Genomic DNA, 21,806 nt, shown 5'->3' on the forward strand with positions numbered 1-21,806 from the left:
CGCCTTTCCTCATTTCTCTTACATCGGAAATATACCAATGATGGTTTCAACTAATGATCTAAAAATAGGTACAGCTAAAATTAAAATAAAAACTTTTCCTACTAATTCAATTTTTAATGCAACCGATTCTAACCCAGCATCTCTGACAATATTTGCGCCGATCTCAGCAACATAGGAAATACCAATAATTTGTAAAATTGTCTTAATATAGACGCTGTGAATATTTGCCATATCACCTAAATATGTGATTAAATGAAGCACTTCTCTGACGTATTGAATGACATATAAAAATAACGAAATCACCGTTAAAATGACAATGAAATAGGCAATAGCTGGTTGCTTGTCCTTTATGATTAAGTAAAGGACACTGGCGACCATTCCCATACTAACGACTTCAAAGATTTCCATAATGAATTATCCTCTAAAAAAGAATACGGTTTGAATTTCTTGGAATAAGTCTTGGATACTATTTAGTACGAATAGAAGTACAATAATAAACCCGACGAGACTAACAAATTGCGCGTATTCTTCTTTACCCATTTGTTTCAAAATGGTGTGAATCATCGCAACAATGATTCCAATACCAGCAATTTGGAATAAAATACTTGTATCTCCTAGCATTGTTTTACTCCTCTCTATAGCAAGAGTAAGGCAATAAATAATCCTGCAAGAAATCCTAAACTTCTTGTCATTCTCCCGTAGCGATGATTCATTTCTTCTGCATCTGCCAATTTTCGATCAAGGTGGGTTTGAGCGAGTTGAATATACTTTTGCTGTTGCACAATATCGTGTTGTCCCAATGTCCGCCCGAATTGTAAAATGATTTCTTTTTCAGAATTCATTAATGCTGTTGTTTGCCAACAATTGTTAACTTCCTCTTTCCAAATGGCATATAGACTATCCGGATTTTTATCAAGTCGGTCGGTTACATGTTGAAAAAACTGTGAGAGTGGATCAGGTATTTGAGTAGCAATCTGCTGGCATGCTTCTTGAATGGTTGCATGACTATATACAATTTCTGCTTCAAAGATTTGTAATGCATTTTTTAACATACGAATCAGTTTCGGGCGCTGGGCAAGTTTTGTGGCAACTTCATGTCCGATCCATGCCATCGCACCGATCACACATACAAAGCCAATCCATTTCATCGGTGAATCACCTTCTGATATGAAACAACTCGACCATTCTGATCTAAAATGTGTTTAACTTCTCCTGTTCGATTTTGCATAGATAAAATTACATATCGTTCAAAGGCTTTCGATTCAAGTAACGGCTGTAATGCCGGTTTGTTTTGGATGTCGTCTAATGATTCTCCATGTATGGTGCAAATCACTTGAACGCCAGTGTGTATGACTTCTTGTAAAGCTTGGACATCTTTTTGACTACCAATTTCATCAACAATCATTACTTCTGGAGACATTGAACGAACGAGCATCATCATTCCTTGTGATTTCGGGCAAGCATCCATCACATCTACTCGAAGCCCAAATGACAGTTGCGGTACGCCTTCAACTGCTGCACATATCTCAGATCGTTCATCAACAATCGCTGTTTTATAAGCTGGATACTGCTTGACTCCTGTCGATATATATTTCGCTAAATCACGAAGAAACGTGGTTTTCCCAGATTGAGGTGGACCAATAATTAGTGTATTTACATATTTATAATGTTGATATAAATACGGCAGGTAAGGTTTTGAAAAACCAACTTCTTCCGTTGCCAAACGTATGTTGAAGGAAGAAATATGTTTAATCGCTTTGATCATGCCTTCTTCAACGATCACCGATCCAGAAATACCCACACGATGTCCACCAGCAATCGTAATATAGCCTTGTTTTAATTCTTCCTCTAACCGATAAAGTGAAAATTCGCTGATTTTATTTAACAGGTATAACGCGTCCTGCTTGGTCACTTTCTGGTTGTATAACCAAATCGCATGTCGTCCATCGTTTAATTCGATGGGACGGTTAATTCGAATCCGAATCTCTTGTAGCTGAATCTTTTCACTTTGAATTTTTTCTCTCATTTGATTGGCCATGTTTGGAGGAAACAGCGAAAGAATTTGGTCCATTATTAGTGCCCCATTTCAGCTCGTTTTTCTATATTCATTCTATGCATGAAGAAAAAAGATATTACATCCAAAGAACACAAGACGATAGAAAGAAACAAACGAATGATAAACAAAAAAACAGTGAAGCGATAATCGCTCCACTGCCCTTGGTTTATGCTCGAGAAATATATTTACCTTCGTTCGTACTAATGATTAATCTTTCCCCTTCGTTCACAAAGAGTGGTACTTGTACAGTTAGGCCTGTTTCAAGTGTAGCAGGTTTTGTTCCACCACTTGCCGTATCACCTTTAATACCAGGTTCTGTTTCGACAACTTCTAATTCGACATTATTAGGGAGATCAAGTCCAATCGTTTCTCCTTCATAAAATAAGATATTTACTTCAGAATTTTCTCTGATATATTGCAATTCGTGCTCAATTTGTTCAGTTGGTAATTCAACCTGCTCAAATGTATCCATATCCATAAATGCATGTGAATCACCGGAAGCATATAAATATTGCATTTTCCGATTTTCAATATGTGCGCGATTAACTTTCTCACCAGCACGAAATGTTTTTTCTTGAATATTTCCATTTCTCAAGTTACGTAGCTTTGTTCGGACAAACGCCGCCCCTTTACCAGGCTTTACGTGTTGGAAATCCATAACTTGCCAAATACTATTTTCTACCTCAATTGTTAATCCTGTCTTTAAATCATTTACTGAAATCATCCGTATTCCTCCTCATTTCTGTCAATTAACCTGGAAGTTGCACAAGTTCTTTATTAGCATGTGATAGACGTTCGTTTCCATTTTCCGTAATCACAATATCATCCTCGATACGACAACCTCCAACATTTGGAACATAAATCCCTGGTTCAACTGTAACCACCATACCTGCTTCTAATGGTTTTGTGGAACGATAAGATAACGCTGGTTGTTCATGAACTTCTAAACCAAGTCCATGCCCAGTCGCATGACCAAAATATTCTCCATAACCTGCCGCCTTAATATGATCTCGCGTTAATGCATCTGCCTCTTTGCAAGTCAAACCGGCTTGAATCCCTTCTACTCCCTTCTTTTGAGCAGAAAGAACCGTCTCATAAATCGTATGTAATTCTTCATCGATCGCACCAACTGCAACCGTACGTGTAATGTCCGAACAATACCCTTGATAAATTGCTCCAAAGTCAAGCGTGACTAACTCTCCTGCTTGAATTTTTTTTGTTGAAGCAACACCATGCGGAAGTGCTCCCCGATAGCCAGAAGCGACAATTATATCAAAGCTTGAAGATTGGGCCCCTTGTCTTCTCATGTAAAATTCAAGTTCATTCGCCACATCAATTTCTTTTACACCAGGCTTGATGACATCTAAGATATAATCATAGGCTTTATCTGCTATGTTACATGCTTCCTTTAATATACTAAGCTCATTTTCTGATTTAATCAAGCGTATTTTATCAATTAGATCGCTCGTTGGTACAAAATCAGTCTTCAATTTTTTTCGATATTGTTCATATGCTGCATACGTCAGATGTTGTTGTTCAAAACCAATTGATGTCAAATTCAGTTGATCAACAATTTCAGCCACTGTGTCGACAATAGGACCTTTATGCTCTTTAATGGTAAAGTTGTTACTCACTTCTTGATTAGCTTGCTCAATATAGCGAAAATCCGTAATAAAAATAGCATCTTCACGTGAAATAACAACGATACCGCTTGTTCCTGTAAATCCCGTCATATACCTACGATTAATTGGATTTGTAATAAGTACTCCGTCTATATTTTGAGTTTTTAATTGCGATTGTAATTGACTGACTTTATCCATAAAACCTCTCCCTTAGGTATTCAGATTCTTTCCATTTATGTTTGAACAAAGGATATAATAGCTAATTGATACCCTTTCGTTCCAAATCCTACAATTTGTCCAGAGCAGACTGGTGCAAGCATGGATTGATGACGAAACGATTCTCTTTGATGAATATTGGATATATGTACTTCTAGTACTGGAACTGCAATCGAAGCAATCGCATCCCGTAAAGCAATACTTGTATGTGTATATGCTCCAGGGTTAAAGATAATCCCATTATACCCTTGGTCTGCTTGGTGTATCCAATCAATTAATTCCCCTTCATGATTCGACTGTTTGGCTTCAAGTTCCCAATCATAAGACGCAGCCAACTGTTTGGCTTTTTCTTCTACATCTTTTAACGTTTCATCACCATAAATATCTGGCTCTCGTTTACCTAACCGATTCAAGTTCGGTCCATTCAACAATAATAGCTTTCCCATAAAACATCCTATCCCTTTTCTAACTGTTTGTTCTATCATAACATAACTGATTATTGATTTTCATATAAACGCTGTTGATAAGAAAAAGATATCGAATAACCGATAAAAACCCCATAAAGTATAAACAAACAAATCGTTGTGACAATCGTATCACTATCCATTTGATATAATGGCGAAATATTCTCAAATATAGGTTCTAACAGCCAAAAAATTAGCGCCCATAAACTGAGCCCAAAAACGATACCTATCCAAATCCCTTTAATCTTTCTGAATAGTAAATAAAATACAAAAGCAATCCCAATCGAAAGCATACTAATCACAAAGATTGAAATCCATTGTCCTAACCATTGGTCCGACCAGCTGGTTTGTAACCATGAACGTAATATAATGGTCTTTGGTGTCACTTCCGTAAATTGAAAGTATCCTGCGATAGCAGCGATTACACTCCAAATGAACCCACCAAAGAAACCAACACTAATGACCCGTGGATAAATCGGCGGCTGTTTTTCCTCTTCTTTTCTTCTCACATAGCGCATTCTTCATCACCTCATCATGATAGGATAACCAAAATAAAAAAATTTCATCCAAAACGACAATTTTCACTAGTTATTTTAGAAGATTTTTCTTAAAATAAAAAAGAAGACCTTTTGACTCATGAAATGAAATATGAAACTTTCTGTATAATTACCAGTACAAAACGGGTATAACTATAATAAGAACACCATTCTCTGCAACGATGATTAAAGGAGGACCATGAATGTTTCAACGAAAAAGTGCTTGGTTATTGTATATCTTGATCGGTTTAGCTATCGTTGGTTTTACCGTTTCTATGTTCAATAATCCTGGAATACTGATCAAGAATCTGCTGATTTCATTATTGATAGGCGCTGTAATTTTTGGTCTGATCTATTATTTTTTTATATACAGACGGATGACATCAAACAATGAATTAAAAAAATATCGTCAGGCTGTCAAACAATCGAAACAAAAATACGGTAAAAGACCAAAAGCGAACCCTGTTAGTAAGCCTTCAAATATACGAAAGAAACCATCCATTAAAAACAAACCTTCACGAAAACATGCGCCACACCTTCGTGTCATCGATGGCAATAAACAAAAAAAGAAAGATCGTGCTTCATTATAAGAGAAAATCCGTGAGAAAGAGAAAACTAGGCTGCACTTACGCAACCTAGTTTTTACAATGACTCAACGATTCATCGCAATCAAATCTGTTGTTTCGTTCCGTTATATAACCATTGACGCAAAAAAGATGTTGTCCGTTGGTATCCATAATCAATTAACCGTTCTTTCTCTTCTCTCGTCAAGTCAAAACGAGTCGAATCGATCTCATCAACTGGGAAGAATAAAATTTTATTCGCAACATTTTTCGAAATATAACGAGTATCTGATGCCTTTCGCATCGTATCAATCATAGCTTTTAACAAATCCACTGCGTTATTAACTTTTTTATGGGCAAAATATTGTTTCGGATCCGTTAATTGCATGCCGAGTACAGGGCGAGCGTTCTTTACTTGATCGTCTTGGTCAAATAACCATAACGGGAAATTGCTCGATATCATACCATCAACTAGTAGACTTCTTTGTTTTGACAGTGGATTGATGATTTTGGCTGGGCGAAAAAAATAAGGAATGGAGATGCTACTTCGAACCGCTTGTGCTATAGAGAAATGACGAGGATTTATATGATAATAACGATCTAAATCATCTGGGAAAACGACAATTCTGCTTAATGTAATGTCAGCAGCAACGATTCGTAAACGATGATCCATAATATCATGAAAGGTATGGATCCCTTGTCGCTTAAGTTGTTTCATCAGCCAAGTTTCAAAGGCTTTTCCACGATATAATCCCATCGTTTTATACAGGGTGAGCCATTTTATAAAAGGAAAATACTTTCCCCATCTTGATTGATCTAAAAAAGTCGACAAATCCAGTTGTAAAAACATTTCTTTCAGTTGACTTGAACGATACCCAGCCACAACTAAAGTGGCAAATAACGCACCTGCAGACGTACCCGCCACACGATAAAATGAAATGCCCCTATCTTCCAATGCTTCTAAAGCACCAATAAAGACAAATGCTTTGACTCCACCACCGGAAAAAACACCATCGATTTGCATACCGAGTCACCCTAACTGGAACTGGCATATACTTCAATTATACGCCATCCATTCTTCGTTAGAACAAAATTGAACGGTTTTTACCATTTAAAATTTTAGCTTTTCTCTAATTTGTTTCGTGTTTGCTCTAACGCTTTCTGTCGATCTGAATCCTCTTCAAAATATTGGACTAAGTCACCGATCCGATCAATGGAGTTCCAGCTTAAATGGTGCTCGATTCCTTCAACATCTCGATAAATATTTTCATCGTCAACACCGATAATATGTAAAAATTGTTCAAGTAACTCGTGGCGATACACAAGGCGCTTACCAATTTTCTTTCCTTTCGCTGTTAAAATTAACCCTTGGTACTTTTCATAATTCAAATAATCATCACGATCTAACTTTTGCACCATTTTAGTAACGGATGATGGCTTCACTTGCAATGCTTCAGCAATAGCAGAGACTCTAGCATAACCTTTCGTTTCTATGAGTAAATAAATTTGTTCAATGTAATCTTCCATCGTTGGCGTCGGCATCTTGCGTTCCCCCGTTCATCGTATTGCTTGTAAATTAAAGGATACAATAGAATCAACCATCAGACAAGCATGACTATATGATTCATGAAAAATCTTTCTCTTTATTTCATCATCAAAAATGGTATAATCCATACTAGAGGATTTTAGAAAGAAAAAAGTGAGGGAGCAAAATGTCAGATTTATTTATTTTAATCGGAATACTTGTCGTCGTTATTATTTTCCTTGTTTATCGATATATGAGGCAAAAACAAGTGATTACAACTTTAACACAAAAACAATTTCGTGAAGGTTATCGAAAAGCTCAATTGATTGACGTACGTGAACCGAAAGAGTTTGATGGTGGACATATTCTCGGTGCACGTAACATTCCAATGACGCAACTTAAACAGCGTCTAAACGAAATACGTAAAGACCAGCCTGTTTATTTTTACTGTCAAAGCGGAGCTCGTTCTGCTCGTGCAGCACTCGTGCTTCATAAACAAGGATATGATAAAGACAAGTTGTATCAATTACAAGGCGGTTTCAAAAAATGGACAGGAAAGATTAAAAAACCAAAGAAATTAGACTAAAACCAGGAATATCCTGGTTTTTTTACATTTACACGATGCATATTCCCTAAATGATTGTCCAAACTATCTATTGGAAGACTTGACGTATATAGGATGGATGACTATGAATATTGAAATCGAACATGATGCATTGGCATTAGATTCATTTTTAGAAATGATGAATGATCCAAAACAAACAACAGACTGGGAGCTATTTCAGAAATCCTATCAAATCGCAGAAACGATGAAGGTACCAGATTTTGACCAGCTCGTTGCACCAAAGTTCTTACCAGATCTATCTTTACTCCCCCATCAACTCGAGTGCGCTGAAAGAGTCATTCAAGATATGAATGGACGAGCATTATTAGCAGATGAAGTTGGACTTGGAAAAACCATTGAAGCTGGGCTGATTTTAAAAGAATACATGCTACGTGGACTAGTAAAGAAAGTCTTGATTCTTGTACCTGCTTCTCTTGTGAATCAATGGGCGATAGAATTGAATCAAAAATTTCGTATACCAGCCGTTACCGCACGAAAGCGAATCCATTGGAAAGAAACAAATATATTAATTACAACGTTGGATACAGCCAAGCAAAGCAAACATCGAAAAGAAGTGTTAGAACAAGACTATGATTTTGTCATCATTGATGAAGCCCATAAATTAAAAAATCATAAGACGAAAAACTTTTCATTAGTCCAATCCATTAAAAAGAAATACTGTTTATTATTAACAGCAACTCCAATTCAAAATCGTTTGTCCGATATATTCAATCTGATCAGTTTACTGAAACCAGGATATTTAGGTACATATGACGAATTTATGAAAACTTATCGTCATCAACAAAAACAATTCGATCACGATCCCTACCTAAAGAAGTTAATACATAAGGTGATGATACGTAATCGGCGAAGTGACACAAAAGTGCAGTGGACTAAGCGTCACGTTGAAACGATTTGGGTTGATTATTCTCGCGACGAACAAGATCTATACAACCAATTAAATCATACATTTCAAGCACTGCAGAAGGTCTCTTCCGTCACTTATAAACGCGAGCTTTGTTCTTCAAGAGAAGCCTGCTATTTATCTTTAAAAAAACTTTTAGCTCAACAGCAACAAGAAAATATGTTTAGCAATGAATTGTCGAACATCATACATGAAATTGAACAACTTCCTCACCACGCAAAAGCATTAAAGCTAATTGAGTTGATTCAACAAACGGATGAAAAATTTATCGTGTTTACTGAATACCGGGCGACACAGATTTATTTACAATGGTTATTACGGCAAGAGAATATACTGGCCGTTATTTATCGAGGGGGGTTTAAAAAAGGGAAGAAAGATTGGATGCGACAACTCTTCCAAAATCAAGCACAAGTAATGATCGCAACAGAAGCTGCCGGTGAGGGCATAAACCTTCAATTTTGTCACCATTTAGTGAATTATGACCTTCCATGGAATCCGATGCGGCTTGAACAACGAATTGGACGAATTCATCGGTTCGGACAATCCCAAGATGTTATGATTTATAATTTTGCTATTCGTAACACAATCGAAGAACATGTGATGAAATTATTATATAAAAAGATCGACATGTTTGAACAACTCGTCGGCCATCTGGATGAAATTTTGCAAAAGTTAGAAGTCGATGATTTTGAACAAGAAGTGAAACAGATTTTTCAAGAATCACAATCCGATGGAGAAACACGGATTAAATTAGAAAATCTCACGTCTGCGATCCACTCATTTCACCAAGAAAAACAAACAGGGGGATAATCCATGGAAATCACAAACTTGTTCCATTTTTTAAAAGATTTTTTTGAGCATCAAGAATGCCATGTGAGCATTTCAGATCAACATGCGCTTTCTGTTCAATTAACTCGCGAATTAGATGAAGCATTGATGAACCGCCCCTTTTATTGGCATTACATGGATAAGATTGGACGTAAAGGAGATCCGATGACGCTTGAATTTTATGTAGCAACCAGCCTCTAGATGATGAGAAAAGAGAATGGATTCATTTTGGTAGTCCTCGCTTACACCAAATTTTTCGCTATATACAAGAAAAAGCTTCATGCACCGTATTATACCAAGTAACTGACGGCCATAGAAAAACAGCACTTTATCCATGGTTAGTAGTGAACTTAAAGTGGAATTATGTTGGAAAACAAAAGAAAGAAACAATTCACTCTATTGGTCTTCATTTAATTAACGGCATTATGACAACAAAAATGATGGATAAGCTTGCAAACCTTTCTCTCGATCAAACGATTAATGACTACAGTTATACGCTTTCACCAATAATTAAACCTTCCAGTGGTTATCGTCGTTTATTTGATTATGCTGAAAATAACTTATTGGATCGTGATGAACAATGGGTAAAAGAATCAGTTCAACAGTTTGAAGAAGAAAAAACATTGCTGGACTATTTTTATCAAAACAATGAGGATGAAAAAGACCTTTATCAACAAGAACGGTCTCATTTAGAAGAACGGCTCTTGCCTAAGATAAAAATGGAAGTGATTAATGCTGGATTATTTTATCTCACGGAACAAGGAACAAAGAAAATGATCTCATCATAAACCGCTATGATAAGCAAAACTTGGCTTTCAACATTATTGAATGTTGAAAGCCAAGTTCGTATCTCTTTAACCTTTTACAGTTCCAGCATCAGCTGGATCAACACCATGGCGATAAAATTCGAGATGTTCTGGGTCTAATGGTTTCTTGCCACGAATTAAGTCTGCTGCTTTTTCTGCTAACATTAAAACAGGTGCGTGAATATTTCCATTTGTGACATAAGGCATAGCTGATGCATCAACGACACGCAAATTTTCAAGCCCATGAACTTTCATAGACTTAGGATCGACAACAGCCATCGGATCTGATTCAGGTCCCATTTTTGCCGTACAAGATGGATGAAGAGCCGTTTCAGCATCTTTTGCTACCCAATCCAATATTTCATCATCTGTTTGAACTTCAGGACCAGGAGAAATTTCACCTGAATTATATGGAGCCATAGAAGGCTGTGACATAATCTTCCGTGTAATTCGTACGGCTTCCACCCACTCACGACGATCTTGTTCAGTTGAAAGATAGTTGTACACCATACTCGGATGTTCTTTTGGATCAGTGGAACGAATTTTGATGGATCCACGCGCATCAGAGTACATAGGCCAACGTGCACTTGAAAGCCGTGTTTCGCTTCCGCTTTTTGTCCATCGTAACGAACCGCTAATGGAAGGAAATGGAACATTAAATTCGGATAATCAACATTCTCATTAGAACGAACAAAACCTCCACCTTCAAAATGGTTTGTTGCTGCCGGTCCTTTGCGGCCAAATATCCACTGTAATCCAATCCAAGGCATTTTCAATTTATTTAAGTTTGGTTGTTCTGATACGGGTTGCGGACAAGCGTACTGAATATATGCTTCCAAATGATCTTGTAAGTTTTCACCAACTCCTGGAAGATTCACAACAGGTTCAATACCTAGTGAACGTAAATGTTCCGCTTCGCCTACACCTGAGAGTTGTAACAATTGTGGCGTGTTAATCGCACCACCAGAAAGAATGACTTCACCTGCTGTTACATGATGTGTTCTTCCGTTTCTTGTATATGTTAATCCTGTTGCTTTTTTACCGTCAAAGTTAATACTAGAAACGAAAGCACGTGTTTTTACAGTTAAATTTTTACGATTCATTACTGGTCGTAAATAAGCGCGAGATGCCGACATACGTCTGCCATTATGCACATGTTTATCAAATGGACCAAAACCTTCTTGACGGTACCCATTGACATCTGGTGTTCGTGAATACCCAGCTTCAACAGCTGAATCAAAGAAAGCTTTAAATAAAGGGTTTTTAGCTGGCCCACGTTCTAATGTGAAAGGGCCGTCATGTCCGCGATACTCATCACTGGATTCTGCACCTAGCGTATTTTCTAATCGCTTAAAATATGGAAGACAATGTGCAAAATTCCAATTTTCCATACCATCGTCTCCTCCCCAACGTTCATAATCCATTGGGTTTCCACGTTGATATATCATTCCATTGATTGAACTTGAACCACCAAGCACCTTACCACGAGCATGCTTTACGCGACGACCATCCATATATGGTTCTGGATCCGTTTCGTATCTCCAATCATATAAACTTTTTCCTGCCGGGAATGGTAAAGCAGCTGGCATTTGAATTAACAAATCCCATGGATAATCACTCCGACCTGCTTCTAACACTAAAACACTCTTTGTACCATCTTCTGTTAAACGGTTGGCAAGGATAGATCCTGCACTACCGGCTCCAACAATGACATAATCAAATGTTTCACTCATGTTATAAACCTCCTTAAATATGAAAGCAAGGATTTGGATCCTTTGCTCATCACTACAATGTTCTATTAACACTTCATTAAAAGTGTTAAAATATTTTTTAACGAATTTAACAATTTTAATGTAACACAATGTAGCTATCGTGTAAACCTTCGTTATAGATTTCGGTGTGTTGTTCTTATTCATCTGGAGGATATGAACACTTGACATAACCGCTTTCGAGTGTTCTGTTATATACATAAAAAAATTCACTCACGACATGTGAGTGAATGTTTACTTTCGTTTTTTTAATAACAATCGGAAGGCAAATGGTAACACACCGAACCATTTACTCGAATATATGATAGGTTCTTCTTTTTTCTCTTGTTTTATTTTTTTTCGCTCTGGTTTTGGTGTATCCATATATCGAACAATTTGCTGGGTCATATATTTAACATAATCATTACCCGACATGAAATCCCACCTCTTTTTGTTACTTATTATGACCTATCATTACGTGAAATATGCATCGTTTATGTTTTTCTTCAATCTTTTTCAATCTTATGCACAAATGCAATGATTTCATCACAAATCTGTTCAACTGACTTATCATCCGTTATGACTGTTTTATCGGCAACTTCCTCATATAAAGGTGTTCTTCTATGTAAGAGAGCATGTTTATCTCTGTTTTGATTATTCCATATAGGTCGTGAGGTATCATGTATTAAACGCCGATTAATTTCGTCCCAGGACGTTTCTAAAAATATGACAATTCCGTGTTCCTTTAACCAGCTACGATTTTCTTCTCGTTCGACAATGCCGCCACCCGTTGCAACAATGGCATCTTCTTGAACCGTCTGTTTTAACGTATTGGTTTCATATTGGCGAAATGTCTCTTCCCCATCTTCTGCAAATATCTTAGGAATGGATTGTCCATAATTTGCTTCGATTAACGCATCTGTATCATATGTCTCCATTCTCAACCACTGCTGCAAACCTTTTGCTATACTTGTTTTTCCACTCCCCATAAAACCAACGAGATATATACTATGCATGCTGCTTCCCCCTTTTAAAAAATTTTTTGAAAATATTGCAGGATTTTTTGATTAAAGGTCGAATATTAGTATTGTAACATGTTTCTAAAACAATAAGGAGGTGAACGCATCCATTGGTTACGACTTCGAAACAAGCCTATCAACTCATCTATGCTGCCATTCAATCCAATGCCTCAGATATCCATTGTTGCCCAAATCCACCCAACGTTGAGATTTTCCATCGAATACAAGGCAGGCGCTATTTTATTGAATCCATTCCACTTTCTCGCTTCCAAACCATTTTATCCTATTTTAAATTTGTTGCCAATATGGATATTGGAGAAGAACAACTTGCCCAAAACGGTTCGTTAACGATTGATTTTGCAGAAAAGCGGTATGCTCTCAGAATATCCACATTACCTGTCTATCCAAATGAAAGCTTAGCGATTCGCATCTTACCACAATCTGAACTTCAGACCCTTCAAGATTTACTACTGTTTCCACAACAATACAACCAAATGATGAATTGGTTACAACAACGATCAGGTTTGATTCTTCTCACCGGTCCTACAGGTAGTGGAAAAACAACAATGTTATATGCAATGCTTCATGTGCTGAATCAAAATCATTCCCTTCAGACCATCTCATTAGAGGATCCGATTGAAAAGCAGTTACCACACATGATACAAGTTCAAGTAAATCAGCAATCAGGATTAACGTACCATGAAGGATTAAAAGCGGTATTACGTCATGACCCTGACGTTATTATGGTAGGAGAAATAAGAGATCAAGCGACGGCCCATTTTGTATTTCGCGCTGCATTAACAGGCCACCTGGTTTTATCAACACTTCATGCGAAAAACACGAAAGGTACCATTCAGCGATTATTAGAAATGGGCTTATCTCATCTTGACCTTGAACAAAACCTAATTTCGATTGCCTCTTTGCAGCTACTCCCAATTCAACTACAAAAGCAACGTCAACAACGTGCTGCTATCATTGAAACGCTCGAAGGAGACCCATTATACCAACTCATTCAAAAACCATATCGTGATGTAGATACACTCACTCATGATACGTTTAACCGATTAAGGAGGAAAGCGTTCGCTTATGGTTTCACTACGCAAGCCGTTCTTTCACATACCACATTTTAAGAAAAGCCTATCATTGTCCGATCAACATCATTTTCTCTCTCGTCTACACCAATTACTTGAACATGGTTATCCATTGCATGATGCACTACAAATGGTAGCGTGGGAAGAAAAATTAGCATCAACAGCTGAACAAATTACCAACACATTATTGACAGGCCAATCATTTGTCCAAGCTTTGAAATTGGCGAAGTTTCACCCACAAATTATTTCATTTCTTACGATTTCACTCAAACATGGAAAAATAACTGCTGGTCTATATCAGTGTTGTATGATGCTCAAGCAACAAATCTACTTTTTGACCAAATTAAAACAAATGTCGCGATACCCGATGATGCTATTTCTTATGTTTTTCATCATTGTTTACTTTATGAAAACATCCATTTTCCCCTCTTTCCAACAATTTTTCACTGGTGATCAAACGTCTCATATCTTTTATTGGTCCCGATGGATGATTGAGTCGATTTTTTATTGTTTGTTAGTTGCGATTATACTCACAATCATTGGCGTTACATTTCCAGGGCTGCTAAAACAAAGAGTAAAATTGACAACGAAGACTCGATGGATTTTACGAATTCCTTTTTATCGAGTATATAAGAAATTGCAACTATCCTTTTTGTTTTGTGTGCATACATCATCACTATTAGATACTGGTATCACGTTGAAAGATGCTCTCACCCTTTTACAAAAAAAAGACAACAATGCGTATATTCGTGATGTATGTTTTCATATTACACAAGGGCTTCGTGAAGGCCTACCCATACAACGGTTAATTAACGATGCCGTACTACTCGAGGATGAACTATCAAGCATATTTCAGAAAAACAAAAACACGAATCAGCTCGCTCAAGATTTAAATGTTTATGCCACATTTGCCTTTGATACGATGGAAAAACTCCTCCATCATTGGGTACGTCTACTTCAACCGATTTTGTTTTGTTTCATTGCGTTATTTATTATCGTGATTTATTTATCATTTATGTTACCGATGTTTGATCTGATGAAAACCATTTAAGGAGAAAACATTAATTTATTGAGGGAGGAATTACATTGTTGAGAAATCAAAAAGGTTTCACTTTAATCGAAATGCTAATCGTACTTGCTGTTATCAGTCTGTTGTTCATCCTATTAATCCCCAATTTGGCAGATCGGAATGCGGAAATTCAAGCGAAAAGCTGTGATGCGTTAGTTGAATTAGCAGAAAGTCAAAGACTTGCTTATGAAATTGAAACAGAAACATCACTTGAGACTGCACAACAATTAGAAGATGAAGGTTATTTAGAAGAAATCACATGTAATAACGGGCAAAGTCAGCTTGTTTATCAACAAGACGCAGACCCTGCCTTCTCCATCGAGGATTCAAACGGATGAATGAAAAGCAATCAGGATTTACCATTATTGAAATTCTAATTGTGTTAAGCGTGTCACTTGTACTGCTTACTTTATCAACCACTATGAGCATAAAGATCTATCATCATTTTCAGTATCAGTATTTTTTGACGCAATGGAACCAAGATTTATTATGGATGCAACAAAACAATCTAATTAGCACTACACCGTATTATCTAACACTCGATCGCGATCATAATCGTTACCATGTTAGAAAAGTAGGATACGGCCAAACAGTTCTCACTCGATCCTATCCCCGAAATTGGTCAATCGCATCGAACACCCTACAATTTCCAATCGAATTTTCACACAGAGGATATCTCAAAAAACCTGGGACACTCACAATTCAAACAGGAACAAATAAGTACTTTTTGACTTGTCCTCTAGGTAAAGGACGGTGTTATTCTGAGAAAGCAAACTGAAACTGGATATATCATGATGGAAGTGCTTATCGCCAGTCTTCTTTTCTTTACCATTTGTATTTTTATTTTTCAATTGCTCGTTCAAGTCCAACTCGATGAAAAATCATTATATCAAAAACGTATCATCGCAAGTTACGTACATGATATCGTCAGGGAAACGACGATTAATGACGCCACTGACATCGATCGCTCTGTCAATCACCTTATTGAACAACCTGTCCATATCCACACCGAAACAACGAAAGGAGTGAAAGAGGTCTGTGCCACTTGGGTCAGTGAACGAAACCAACAACAAAAGTATTGTCTCTACGGGTAACCAGAATAAACAATTAGGATTTTCCATGGTCTCTACATTGGTCAGTTTAACCATAACAATTCTCTTATTCCACTTTGCTACACAGATTATCCAACTTTCCTCAACGGCAGATAATAGAACTGATTTAGAGGTACGCCAATTTTTTCATTTCGTATTAGATGAATTAAAAACATCAGAAAATGTTCATGTACAATCCAATCAATTACAATTTACCAATACTGATCAAGAATTGGTCACCATTGGTAGAACAAAAGATAAAGTGCTGCGTCAGGTCAATCATCAAGGAAATGACTATTTACTTTTCTCGCTTCAATCATTTTCTGTTCAATCTCATCATGGCGTTATTACAATGAAGATAATAACAAAGGACGGAGGATCGTATGAAAAGGACATTTACTACAAGACAGAATCATGAAAATGGATATGTATTTCCTTTTGTATTAATCCTCCTTCATCTTCTTTTTTTAATGGCTTTTTTTCAAATGTCACAATATCAGTATACCCAAAGAGCTACTGAAAATGACTTAATCCAATATCAGTTTCACAGCTTGTATCAAATGGGGAAACAATCACTACAAGAAGAAAAGGAAGATGTGAATTTCCCCATAACGTATCATTTTCCTAATGGTGATGTGAAAGTTTATTCTCAACAACTTAAATTTGACAGGGCAAATTATGTGATCGAATTGAACACAAAGGATGGCCATCGTAGAACATTAACATTACATGTACCTAGAAATTCACATTAATCGTTTATAAATGGGCAAACTGGTGGTATAATAGAAATGTAATTTACTTTTCTGTTTGTCTGGTTTATAATGATTTTGTTACATAGTTTAGCTCTGTATAGAAGGAGGGGGAAACAATGGATCGAGTATTTCGTATGTTAGCCTTCTGGACTGGAATTTTCACGGTCATGTTTTATGTTGGTGAAATGGAAGCAATGGTATATTTATTTTTAGCTCAAACAATTTTCTTTCTTGGCGTAGGTTATTTAAATTTGTCTGAAAGAATGTATATGTATTTATTTGCAGCGTATTGTACCGTGTTTTTTATTGGTTTCACCTTCTATACCAACTTTGTACTGGTACCTGGTTTTGGACATTAAAAAAAGCACGCTTTGATCGAAAAAATCGGTCAGGCGTGCTTTTTTGTTCTGCAATGTAAAGGAGGCAAGACAAAGTGCAGCAAATACACTTTTCACGATTTAATTATTTATCATTAATCATATCACAGAAATGGGTTTTCTTGTCGTTCTTGTCCGATTGTTGTCGCAGGGCCATGCCCAGGGTAAATTCGATAATTATCAGGCAATGTTAACAGCTTTTGATTCACATGTTTTATGAGTTGCTCTGTATCACCTCCTGGTAAATCAGTGCGACCAATGGCCATTTGGAATAATGTATCTCCAGCGATAACACATTTTTCATTAGTAAAAATAAAAACAACACTTCCTGGTGAATGACCAGGTATATGTCTAATATCAAATTGGAAATTTCCGACCGAAAACGTACCTGTTTCAAAGTAGTCATCAGCCTTTTGGCAAATGATCTCTCCTACCCCAAACACGTTTGATAAATTCATATCGGGGTCTTTGAGCCAATCAGCTTCTTGAGGATGAACGTAAACTGGTGCTTGATAATAGTGTCGCACTTGTTCTAATGCCCCTATATGATCAAAATGTGTATGAGTTAAAAATATGGCAAGCACTTTTTTCTCTAATTGATCGATTACTTCAATAATTTTTTCACTCTCTCCGGACGGATCAACAATGATCGCCTCCGTCTGATTATGTAGGATATAACAATTCGTTCCCAATGGTCCTAATGAATACATTTCAATATCCATTGTTCACATTCACTCCTTTGCTTCATTGAAGATTGTCTAACCGATTTCATAGACAAATGAAGGATTTTGTTTTAAAATACATGGGGAAGTACTTACATGTAATATACATATTATACCTTGATTCGTGAACAATGAAAAATAAAGCACTCAGATGTGTAAGGAGGATATTGAGATGACACTAGGTTTTATCATGCTCGCAGTGACAATTGTTTGTATCATTGGGATTATTCGTGAATTCAAATCACAAAACATGTTTGGCGTTTTCTTTTCTGGACTTTCTACATTAGTATTTGGTTTTTTCGCCATTGCAACATTGTATTGGGAAATCATTCGTCCGCTATTCGAAAGTTAAATGGTAACATAAAAAATGAGGCATTTATCAATACCGATAAAATGCCTCATTTTTTATATTTCATTGTATTCTTATGAACATAGTAATCGAATAAAGACATCTTACCAGCAGGAGGGTAAGATGTCTTCGTTGACTTACGATTCATCTTTAAAATCATGGAATCGGAACAGATCACCAAATATTATCTCATCCGAATAGGACAATTCTTTCTCTACTTGTTCCACGTACGGCTGACAAGCAGAATCTTCACCTTTTCCAGACAAATTATTTGTGGAATCAATTAATTCACCAGTTTGTCTGTTGAAACATTGATCTTTTGTGTACACATATTCATCAGTAATGAAACTACCATCACGTAATGCGATATATGGTTTTCGTTCATCTAAAAACATATTAGTACCGAATGAAAGATCATTACTGTCGTCAATCCCTAATAAATCTAATAATGTCGGCTTCACATCGATTTGTCCAGTAATCTTAGAAATCACTTGATTATCATCGTGTCCTGGTATATGAATATAGAACGGTACACGTTGTAATTGAACATGTTGATAATCTGTATATTCCTTATCTAAATACTGGCTCATAGCTTTCTTATGAAAGTCACTAATTCCATAATGATCGCCCATTAACACAATAATCGAATCTTTGTACAATCCAGATTCTTTCAGTTTATTAAAGAATTCTTTAATAGCTTCATCTGTATAGCGGACTGTCTGGAAATATTGATTTAATGTTCGTGAATTCGAATCATATTTTTCAATAGTTGCATCTTCCTGATCTAAATCAAATGGATAATGATTCGTTAACGTAATGAACTTAGAATAAAAAGGTTGCTGTTGTGACTCGAGATACGGCATCGACTGCTCAAAAAATGCTTTATCTTTTAAACCCCATCCTACAGTATTTTCATCAGTCACATTGTATGATTTTACATCATGAAAGGTATCATAACCAAGATTTTCATACATTACATCGCGATTCCAAAAACTTTCATTGTTAGCATGGAATACAGTTGACATATAATCATTGTTATTTAACATCTCTGGCAACGAATGATAATCGTTTTGTGCGTGCGTAAAGTACACCGCACCACGCGGCGATGGATATAGTGAATTTTCCACTAAAAATTCGGAGTCTGATGTCTTCCCTTGCGCTGTTTGATGATAGAAGTTTTCAAAATAATAACTATCATCTATTAAATCATTAAGGAATGGTGTTACCTCTTCTCCATTCACCGTATTGTTGATTACAAAACTTTGAACAGATTCCAAAGAAACGAAGATCAGATTCTTATCTTCAGCAATTCCATATAGATCAGTTTTACCTTGGATCGTTGTTTCATTCTCCATATAATCAACAATATCATTAAGTTCATTGCCATCAGCAAACACACGTTGCGCTTTTGATTTTGAGTGAAGAACAGCATCGTAGACATGATAACTAAATAAACCAATATTCTTCACTAAGTACTCACGATCAAAGGTCCGTTGTAACAATTGCGGACGTTCGATTTCAGCGAGAATATAATTTCCTAGTATAAACAATATTGACAAACCTAATGCTAAAACTTTATAACGTTTTTTCAGATTAACCGTTAATTCCTCACCATATTTACGAGCAATATACCATACAATGCCAACATCTAAGAATAATAGAATATCCCATACTTTTAATAAACCTAGAATACTAGAACCTAAATCAGCGGCATTACTTCCTTGGAATAATAGTGGAATAGTAATAAAATCGGTAAAGTTTCGATAAAAGATAATATTAAAGTAAATAATCACTGAACCAATTAACATGATCCATTTCATATAAGTTAATTGTCGTCTAGGTTTCAGCCATACGCTTAATGCAATAATAAAAAAGGCTGTGACGAATGGATTAATCAATAATATGAATTCCTGCATTGAATTCTCTAACGAAATATCAAAAATAAATCGATAGACAATATATGTTTTTATGCCAAATAATAATACAGCGAGTAAATACAATGGCAATTTCCATGTTCGTTGTTTCATTTCTTGTATTCCTCCTCAAAATTGTCCCTTACTTATGATAGCAAATCTATCTCTATCTTTTATGAAAAATCTCTCTATCTATTATAGACGATCAATTGCCATAAAAAGTTTCAACAAACTTAAAAAAATTTAACAAAATCCTTACATTATTTACGTTTCATTTGTTGTAAGACCATATAAGCTGCGCCATATACGCCAGCATCATTCTCTAACTGAGCTAACACAAATTCACATGCATGTGTGGTTCGAGGCAAGCAATAAGATTCAAACTTCTTTTTTAAAGGTTGTAGCAACTGATCCCCTGCTTTTGATACGCCACCACCAATGACAATCTTGGCAGGATTCGTAGTCATTGCAACACCTGCTAAGGCGAATCCTAATACATCAATGACGTGATCAAGCAATTCATTCATGGCTTGATCGCCTGTCTTTGCCACTTCGAATATATCCTTTGTCGTTATCGATGCCTCATCATTGACTTGGTTTACGATATCCGTCTTCACACCAGAATCAATCATTTCCTTGGCTTGGCGTACGATACCTGTGGCTGAAGCGACTGTTTCCAGGCATCCTTTTCGTCCACAATTACAAGAGGCACCATCTTTCTCGACGGTAATGTGGCCAATTTCACCACCCGTGCCATTCGCCCCATTAATGATAGTGTGATTAGAGATGATGCCACCACCAACTCCTGTTCCTAATGTCACTGCAATCATATTATGAACTTGATTCCCTGCACCTTTCCAGTTTTCCCCTAGGGCAGCCACATTTGCGTCATTTTCAACAAACACTGAAACACCAGATAAATCTTGGAGAATTTGTTTTAAATCATAGTTTTCCCAACCAATATTGACAGCAATCGTTACAATTCCAGTTTCAGGGTCAATAAAGCCTGGCGCACCTACACCAATACCGATTATATCCCTTTTGTCAATATTCTGTTGTACTAATTGATCTTGAATACTACTCCATATGTCATGTGGAACTTGTGCTCCCTTATGGTCAAGTCGTGTGGGGATTTCCCAATTTGTTATCATTTCTCCATCTTCGCGGATAATGGCATGCTTGACCGTTGTTCCCCCAATATCAACGCCAATAGTTACCTTATCTCTCATTATTATCCGCTCCCTTTAGTTAGTTTTTTTTCGCTCTTGGCTAATGATCATCATTGCCTGTAAATATTCATCATTTGAAATTACATTTGCCTCGGATAGTTCCCTAATTTCCACTTCCATTAAGTTTATATCTGCTTTTCGGTCACCCGTATAGATGACCGTTCCAAAGCGTAGTAATAGTTTCTGTAATTCTTGATAACTGTTCATCGGCAATCACCTCGAACATTATACCAAAAGTTAACAAGAAAAGAAAAGGAAATCAACGTAATTACTTTGATCAATTTCATTTCTTTATAAACTG

General features: G+C 36.5%; 30 protein-coding genes and 1 pseudogene. 14 read left to right on the forward strand and 17 right to left on the reverse strand.

The window, feature by feature from the left end:
• Positions 1 to 18: 18 nt before the first annotated feature.
• From spoIIIAD to J416_RS05200, 8 genes are all read right to left on the reverse strand, one after another.
• Entirely contained in the window at positions 19 to 408 is a 390-nt protein-coding gene (gene spoIIIAD / locus J416_RS05165; RefSeq protein WP_003466388.1) for a stage III sporulation protein AD, read from the reverse strand.
• A gap of 6 nt (positions 409 to 414) precedes the next feature.
• Positions 415 to 621 (reverse strand): stage III sporulation protein AC, encoded by a 207-nt coding sequence (spoIIIAC, locus tag J416_RS05170; protein WP_003466391.1) that lies wholly within the window; start codon positions 619 to 621, stop codon positions 415 to 417.
• 14 nt (positions 622 to 635) lie between these two features.
• Positions 636 to 1,148 carry a stage III sporulation protein SpoIIIAB gene (gene spoIIIAB, locus J416_RS05175; protein WP_003466394.1) on the reverse strand — a complete coding sequence of 171 codons (513 nt, stop codon included), beginning with the start codon at positions 1,146 to 1,148 and terminating at the stop codon, positions 636 to 638.
• Positions 1,145 to 2,071 carry a stage III sporulation protein AA gene (gene spoIIIAA, locus J416_RS05180; RefSeq protein WP_003466397.1) on the reverse strand — a complete coding sequence of 309 codons (927 nt, stop codon included), beginning with the start codon at positions 2,069 to 2,071 and terminating at the stop codon, positions 1,145 to 1,147. Before spoIIIAA ends, spoIIIAB begins: the two co-directional genes overlap by 4 nt.
• 151 nt (positions 2,072 to 2,222) lie before the next feature.
• Entirely contained in the window at positions 2,223 to 2,780 is a 558-nt protein-coding gene (efp, locus tag J416_RS05185; RefSeq protein WP_003466400.1) for an elongation factor P, read from the reverse strand.
• Positions 2,781 to 2,805: 25 nt separating this feature from the next.
• Entirely contained in the window at positions 2,806 to 3,876 is a 1,071-nt protein-coding gene (locus J416_RS05190; protein WP_003466403.1) for a M24 family metallopeptidase, read from the reverse strand.
• Positions 3,877 to 3,911: 35 nt separating this feature from the next.
• Entirely contained in the window at positions 3,912 to 4,340 is a 429-nt protein-coding gene (gene aroQ, locus J416_RS05195) for a type II 3-dehydroquinate dehydratase (protein WP_003466406.1), read from the reverse strand.
• A 50-nt stretch (positions 4,341 to 4,390) separates the two neighbouring features.
• A complete protein-coding gene (locus J416_RS05200; RefSeq protein ID WP_003466409.1) occupies positions 4,391 to 4,876 on the reverse strand; it encodes a YqhR family membrane protein in 486 nt (161 codons plus the stop codon).
• A 221-nt stretch (positions 4,877 to 5,097) separates the two neighbouring features.
• On the opposite strand from J416_RS05200, the gene J416_RS05205 reads away from it, so the two are divergent.
• A complete protein-coding gene (locus J416_RS05205) occupies positions 5,098 to 5,484 on the forward strand; it encodes an SA1362 family protein (RefSeq protein WP_003466413.1) in 387 nt (128 codons plus the stop codon).
• Positions 5,485 to 5,563: 79 nt separating this feature from the next.
• On the opposite strand, the gene J416_RS05210 is transcribed toward J416_RS05205, so the two are convergent.
• On the reverse strand, positions 5,564 to 6,481 hold the full coding sequence (locus J416_RS05210) for a patatin-like phospholipase family protein (RefSeq protein WP_003466417.1): 918 nt from the start codon (positions 6,479 to 6,481) through the stop codon (positions 5,564 to 5,566).
• A gap of 95 nt (positions 6,482 to 6,576) precedes the next feature.
• Positions 6,577 to 6,999, reverse strand: a complete 423-nt coding sequence (gene mntR, locus J416_RS05215) for a transcriptional regulator MntR (RefSeq protein WP_003466422.1) — start codon at positions 6,997 to 6,999, stop codon at positions 6,577 to 6,579.
• Positions 7,000 to 7,169: 170 nt separating this feature from the next.
• On the opposite strand from mntR, the gene J416_RS05220 reads away from it, so the two are divergent.
• The 4 genes from J416_RS05220 (at position 7,170) to J416_RS15050 (ending at position 10,127) form a co-directional block, all read left to right on the forward strand.
• Complete coding sequence (locus J416_RS05220) at positions 7,170 to 7,568, forward strand: rhodanese-like domain-containing protein (protein WP_003466424.1); 399 nt, start codon at positions 7,170 to 7,172, stop codon at positions 7,566 to 7,568.
• A 103-nt stretch (positions 7,569 to 7,671) separates the two neighbouring features.
• Positions 7,672 to 9,321 (forward strand): DEAD/DEAH box helicase, encoded by a 1,650-nt coding sequence (locus tag J416_RS05225; RefSeq protein ID WP_003466427.1) that lies wholly within the window; start codon positions 7,672 to 7,674, stop codon positions 9,319 to 9,321.
• Between the two features lie 3 nt (positions 9,322 to 9,324).
• On the forward strand, positions 9,325 to 9,540 hold the full coding sequence (locus tag J416_RS16415; RefSeq protein ID WP_003466429.1) for a YqhG family protein: 216 nt from the start codon (positions 9,325 to 9,327) through the stop codon (positions 9,538 to 9,540).
• A gap of 50 nt (positions 9,541 to 9,590) precedes the next feature.
• Positions 9,591 to 10,127, forward strand: a complete 537-nt coding sequence (locus J416_RS15050) for a YqhG family protein (RefSeq protein WP_420805426.1) — start codon at positions 9,591 to 9,593, stop codon at positions 10,125 to 10,127.
• A gap of 66 nt (positions 10,128 to 10,193) precedes the next feature.
• Here the strand turns inward: J416_RS15050 and betA are convergent.
• From betA to J416_RS05245, 3 genes and pseudogenes are all read right to left on the reverse strand, one after another.
• Positions 10,194 to 11,878: pseudogene (gene betA / locus J416_RS05235) on the reverse strand (choline dehydrogenase).
• A 270-nt stretch (positions 11,879 to 12,148) separates the two neighbouring features.
• Positions 12,149 to 12,328: a YqzE family protein gene (locus tag J416_RS05240; protein ID WP_003466433.1), complete on the reverse strand. Its 180-nt coding sequence runs from the start codon at positions 12,326 to 12,328 to the stop codon at positions 12,149 to 12,151.
• A gap of 71 nt (positions 12,329 to 12,399) precedes the next feature.
• Positions 12,400 to 12,909: a shikimate kinase gene (locus J416_RS05245; RefSeq protein WP_003466436.1), complete on the reverse strand. Its 510-nt coding sequence runs from the start codon at positions 12,907 to 12,909 to the stop codon at positions 12,400 to 12,402.
• A 113-nt stretch (positions 12,910 to 13,022) separates the two neighbouring features.
• On the opposite strand from J416_RS05245, the gene comGA reads away from it, so the two are divergent.
• From comGA to J416_RS05285, 8 genes are all read left to right on the forward strand, one after another.
• The gene (gene comGA / locus J416_RS05250; protein ID WP_003466440.1) at positions 13,023 to 14,042 is read left to right on the forward strand and encodes a competence type IV pilus ATPase ComGA; all 1,020 of its coding nucleotides are present in this window, start codon (positions 13,023 to 13,025) and stop codon (positions 14,040 to 14,042) included.
• Positions 13,999 to 15,054 carry a type II secretion system F family protein gene (locus J416_RS05255; RefSeq protein ID WP_003466442.1) on the forward strand — a complete coding sequence of 352 codons (1,056 nt, stop codon included), beginning with the start codon at positions 13,999 to 14,001 and terminating at the stop codon, positions 15,052 to 15,054. The genes comGA and J416_RS05255 overlap by 44 nt, the downstream gene beginning before the upstream one ends.
• A 38-nt stretch (positions 15,055 to 15,092) precedes the next feature.
• Entirely contained in the window at positions 15,093 to 15,410 is a 318-nt protein-coding gene (comGC, locus tag J416_RS05260; protein ID WP_040513024.1) for a competence type IV pilus major pilin ComGC, read from the forward strand.
• Entirely contained in the window at positions 15,407 to 15,850 is a 444-nt protein-coding gene (comGD, locus tag J416_RS16670) for a competence type IV pilus minor pilin ComGD (RefSeq protein WP_003466448.1), read from the forward strand. Before comGC ends, comGD begins: the two co-directional genes overlap by 4 nt.
• Positions 15,851 to 15,866: 16 nt before the next feature.
• Complete coding sequence (locus J416_RS05270; RefSeq protein ID WP_003466451.1) at positions 15,867 to 16,166, forward strand: hypothetical protein; 300 nt, start codon at positions 15,867 to 15,869, stop codon at positions 16,164 to 16,166.
• Positions 16,111 to 16,581 (forward strand): competence type IV pilus minor pilin ComGF, encoded by a 471-nt coding sequence (locus J416_RS05275; protein WP_156809516.1) that lies wholly within the window; start codon positions 16,111 to 16,113, stop codon positions 16,579 to 16,581. Before J416_RS05270 ends, J416_RS05275 begins: the two co-directional genes overlap by 56 nt.
• A gap of 67 nt (positions 16,582 to 16,648) precedes the next feature.
• A complete protein-coding gene (locus tag J416_RS05280) occupies positions 16,649 to 16,915 on the forward strand; it encodes a hypothetical protein (RefSeq protein WP_156809517.1) in 267 nt (88 codons plus the stop codon).
• Between the two features lie 116 nt (positions 16,916 to 17,031).
• On the forward strand, positions 17,032 to 17,274 hold the full coding sequence (locus tag J416_RS05285) for a DUF2626 family protein (protein ID WP_003466459.1): 243 nt from the start codon (positions 17,032 to 17,034) through the stop codon (positions 17,272 to 17,274).
• A gap of 122 nt (positions 17,275 to 17,396) precedes the next feature.
• On the opposite strand, the gene J416_RS05290 is transcribed toward J416_RS05285, so the two are convergent.
• Positions 17,397 to 18,014 (reverse strand): MBL fold metallo-hydrolase, encoded by a 618-nt coding sequence (locus tag J416_RS05290; protein ID WP_003466462.1) that lies wholly within the window; start codon positions 18,012 to 18,014, stop codon positions 17,397 to 17,399.
• 172 nt (positions 18,015 to 18,186) lie between these two features.
• Here J416_RS05290 and J416_RS05295 point away from each other — a divergent pair, with 172 nt between their 5' ends.
• Positions 18,187 to 18,366: a DUF2759 family protein gene (locus J416_RS05295; RefSeq protein WP_003466464.1), complete on the forward strand. Its 180-nt coding sequence runs from the start codon at positions 18,187 to 18,189 to the stop codon at positions 18,364 to 18,366.
• 134 nt (positions 18,367 to 18,500) lie between these two features.
• Here the strand turns inward: J416_RS05295 and J416_RS05300 are convergent, their stop codons facing one another.
• The 3 genes from J416_RS05300 to J416_RS05310 form a co-directional block, all read right to left on the reverse strand.
• Positions 18,501 to 20,390: an LTA synthase family protein gene (locus J416_RS05300; RefSeq protein ID WP_003466466.1), complete on the reverse strand. Its 1,890-nt coding sequence runs from the start codon at positions 20,388 to 20,390 to the stop codon at positions 18,501 to 18,503.
• 146 nt (positions 20,391 to 20,536) lie between these two features.
• Positions 20,537 to 21,505 carry an ROK family glucokinase gene (locus J416_RS05305; RefSeq protein ID WP_003466468.1) on the reverse strand — a complete coding sequence of 323 codons (969 nt, stop codon included), beginning with the start codon at positions 21,503 to 21,505 and terminating at the stop codon, positions 20,537 to 20,539.
• A gap of 15 nt (positions 21,506 to 21,520) precedes the next feature.
• Positions 21,521 to 21,712 carry a YqgQ family protein gene (locus J416_RS05310; RefSeq protein ID WP_003466470.1) on the reverse strand — a complete coding sequence of 64 codons (192 nt, stop codon included), beginning with the start codon at positions 21,710 to 21,712 and terminating at the stop codon, positions 21,521 to 21,523.
• Between the last annotated feature and the right edge of the window lie 94 nt (positions 21,713 to 21,806).

This window comes from Gracilibacillus halophilus YIM-C55.5, from assembly GCF_000359605.1.
GTDB lineage: Bacteria > Bacillota > Bacilli > Bacillales > Amphibacillaceae > Gracilibacillus > Gracilibacillus halophilus.

Bases quoted from the DNA above. Each gene is read 5' to 3' on its own strand.
- spoIIIAD (WP_003466388.1), bottom strand. From the start codon at position 408: ATGGAAATCTTTGAAGTCGTTAGTATGGGAATGGTCGCCAGTGTCCTT.
- spoIIIAC (WP_003466391.1), bottom strand. From the start codon at position 621: ATGCTAGGAGATACAAGTATTTTATTCCAAATTGCTGGTATTGGAATC.
- spoIIIAB (WP_003466394.1), bottom strand. From the start codon at position 1,148: ATGAAATGGATTGGCTTTGTATGTGTGATCGGTGCGATGGCATGGATC.
- spoIIIAA (WP_003466397.1), bottom strand. From the start codon at position 2,071: ATGGACCAAATTCTTTCGCTGTTTCCTCCAAACATGGCCAATCAAATG.
- efp (WP_003466400.1), bottom strand. From the start codon at position 2,780: ATGATTTCAGTAAATGATTTAAAGACAGGATTAACAATTGAGGTAGAA.
- J416_RS05190 (WP_003466403.1), bottom strand. From the start codon at position 3,876: ATGGATAAAGTCAGTCAATTACAATCGCAATTAAAAACTCAAAATATA.
- aroQ (WP_003466406.1), bottom strand. From the start codon at position 4,340: ATGGGAAAGCTATTATTGTTGAATGGACCGAACTTGAATCGGTTAGGT.
- J416_RS05200 (WP_003466409.1), bottom strand. From the start codon at position 4,876: ATGCGCTATGTGAGAAGAAAAGAAGAGGAAAAACAGCCGCCGATTTAT.
- J416_RS05205 (WP_003466413.1), top strand. From the start codon at position 5,098: ATGTTTCAACGAAAAAGTGCTTGGTTATTGTATATCTTGATCGGTTTA.
- J416_RS05210 (WP_003466417.1), bottom strand. From the start codon at position 6,481: ATGCAAATCGATGGTGTTTTTTCCGGTGGTGGAGTCAAAGCATTTGTC.
- mntR (WP_003466422.1), bottom strand. From the start codon at position 6,999: ATGCCGACGCCAACGATGGAAGATTACATTGAACAAATTTATTTACTC.
- J416_RS05220 (WP_003466424.1), top strand. From the start codon at position 7,170: ATGTCAGATTTATTTATTTTAATCGGAATACTTGTCGTCGTTATTATT.
- J416_RS05225 (WP_003466427.1), top strand. From the start codon at position 7,672: ATGAATATTGAAATCGAACATGATGCATTGGCATTAGATTCATTTTTA.
- J416_RS16415 (WP_003466429.1), top strand. From the start codon at position 9,325: ATGGAAATCACAAACTTGTTCCATTTTTTAAAAGATTTTTTTGAGCAT.
- J416_RS05240 (WP_003466433.1), bottom strand. From the start codon at position 12,328: ATGTCGGGTAATGATTATGTTAAATATATGACCCAGCAAATTGTTCGA.
- J416_RS05245 (WP_003466436.1), bottom strand. From the start codon at position 12,909: ATGCATAGTATATATCTCGTTGGTTTTATGGGGAGTGGAAAAACAAGT.
- J416_RS05255 (WP_003466442.1), top strand. From the start codon at position 13,999: ATGGTTTCACTACGCAAGCCGTTCTTTCACATACCACATTTTAAGAAA.
- comGD (WP_003466448.1), top strand. From the start codon at position 15,407: ATGAATGAAAAGCAATCAGGATTTACCATTATTGAAATTCTAATTGTG.
- J416_RS05270 (WP_003466451.1), top strand. From the start codon at position 15,867: ATGGAAGTGCTTATCGCCAGTCTTCTTTTCTTTACCATTTGTATTTTT.
- J416_RS05280 (WP_156809517.1), top strand. From the start codon at position 16,649: ATGTCACAATATCAGTATACCCAAAGAGCTACTGAAAATGACTTAATC.
- J416_RS05285 (WP_003466459.1), top strand. From the start codon at position 17,032: ATGGATCGAGTATTTCGTATGTTAGCCTTCTGGACTGGAATTTTCACG.
- J416_RS05290 (WP_003466462.1), bottom strand. From the start codon at position 18,014: ATGGATATTGAAATGTATTCATTAGGACCATTGGGAACGAATTGTTAT.
- J416_RS05295 (WP_003466464.1), top strand. From the start codon at position 18,187: ATGACACTAGGTTTTATCATGCTCGCAGTGACAATTGTTTGTATCATT.
- J416_RS05300 (WP_003466466.1), bottom strand. From the start codon at position 20,390: ATGAAACAACGAACATGGAAATTGCCATTGTATTTACTCGCTGTATTA.
- J416_RS05305 (WP_003466468.1), bottom strand. From the start codon at position 21,505: ATGAGAGATAAGGTAACTATTGGCGTTGATATTGGGGGAACAACGGTC.
- J416_RS05310 (WP_003466470.1), bottom strand. From the start codon at position 21,712: ATGAACAGTTATCAAGAATTACAGAAACTATTACTACGCTTTGGAACG.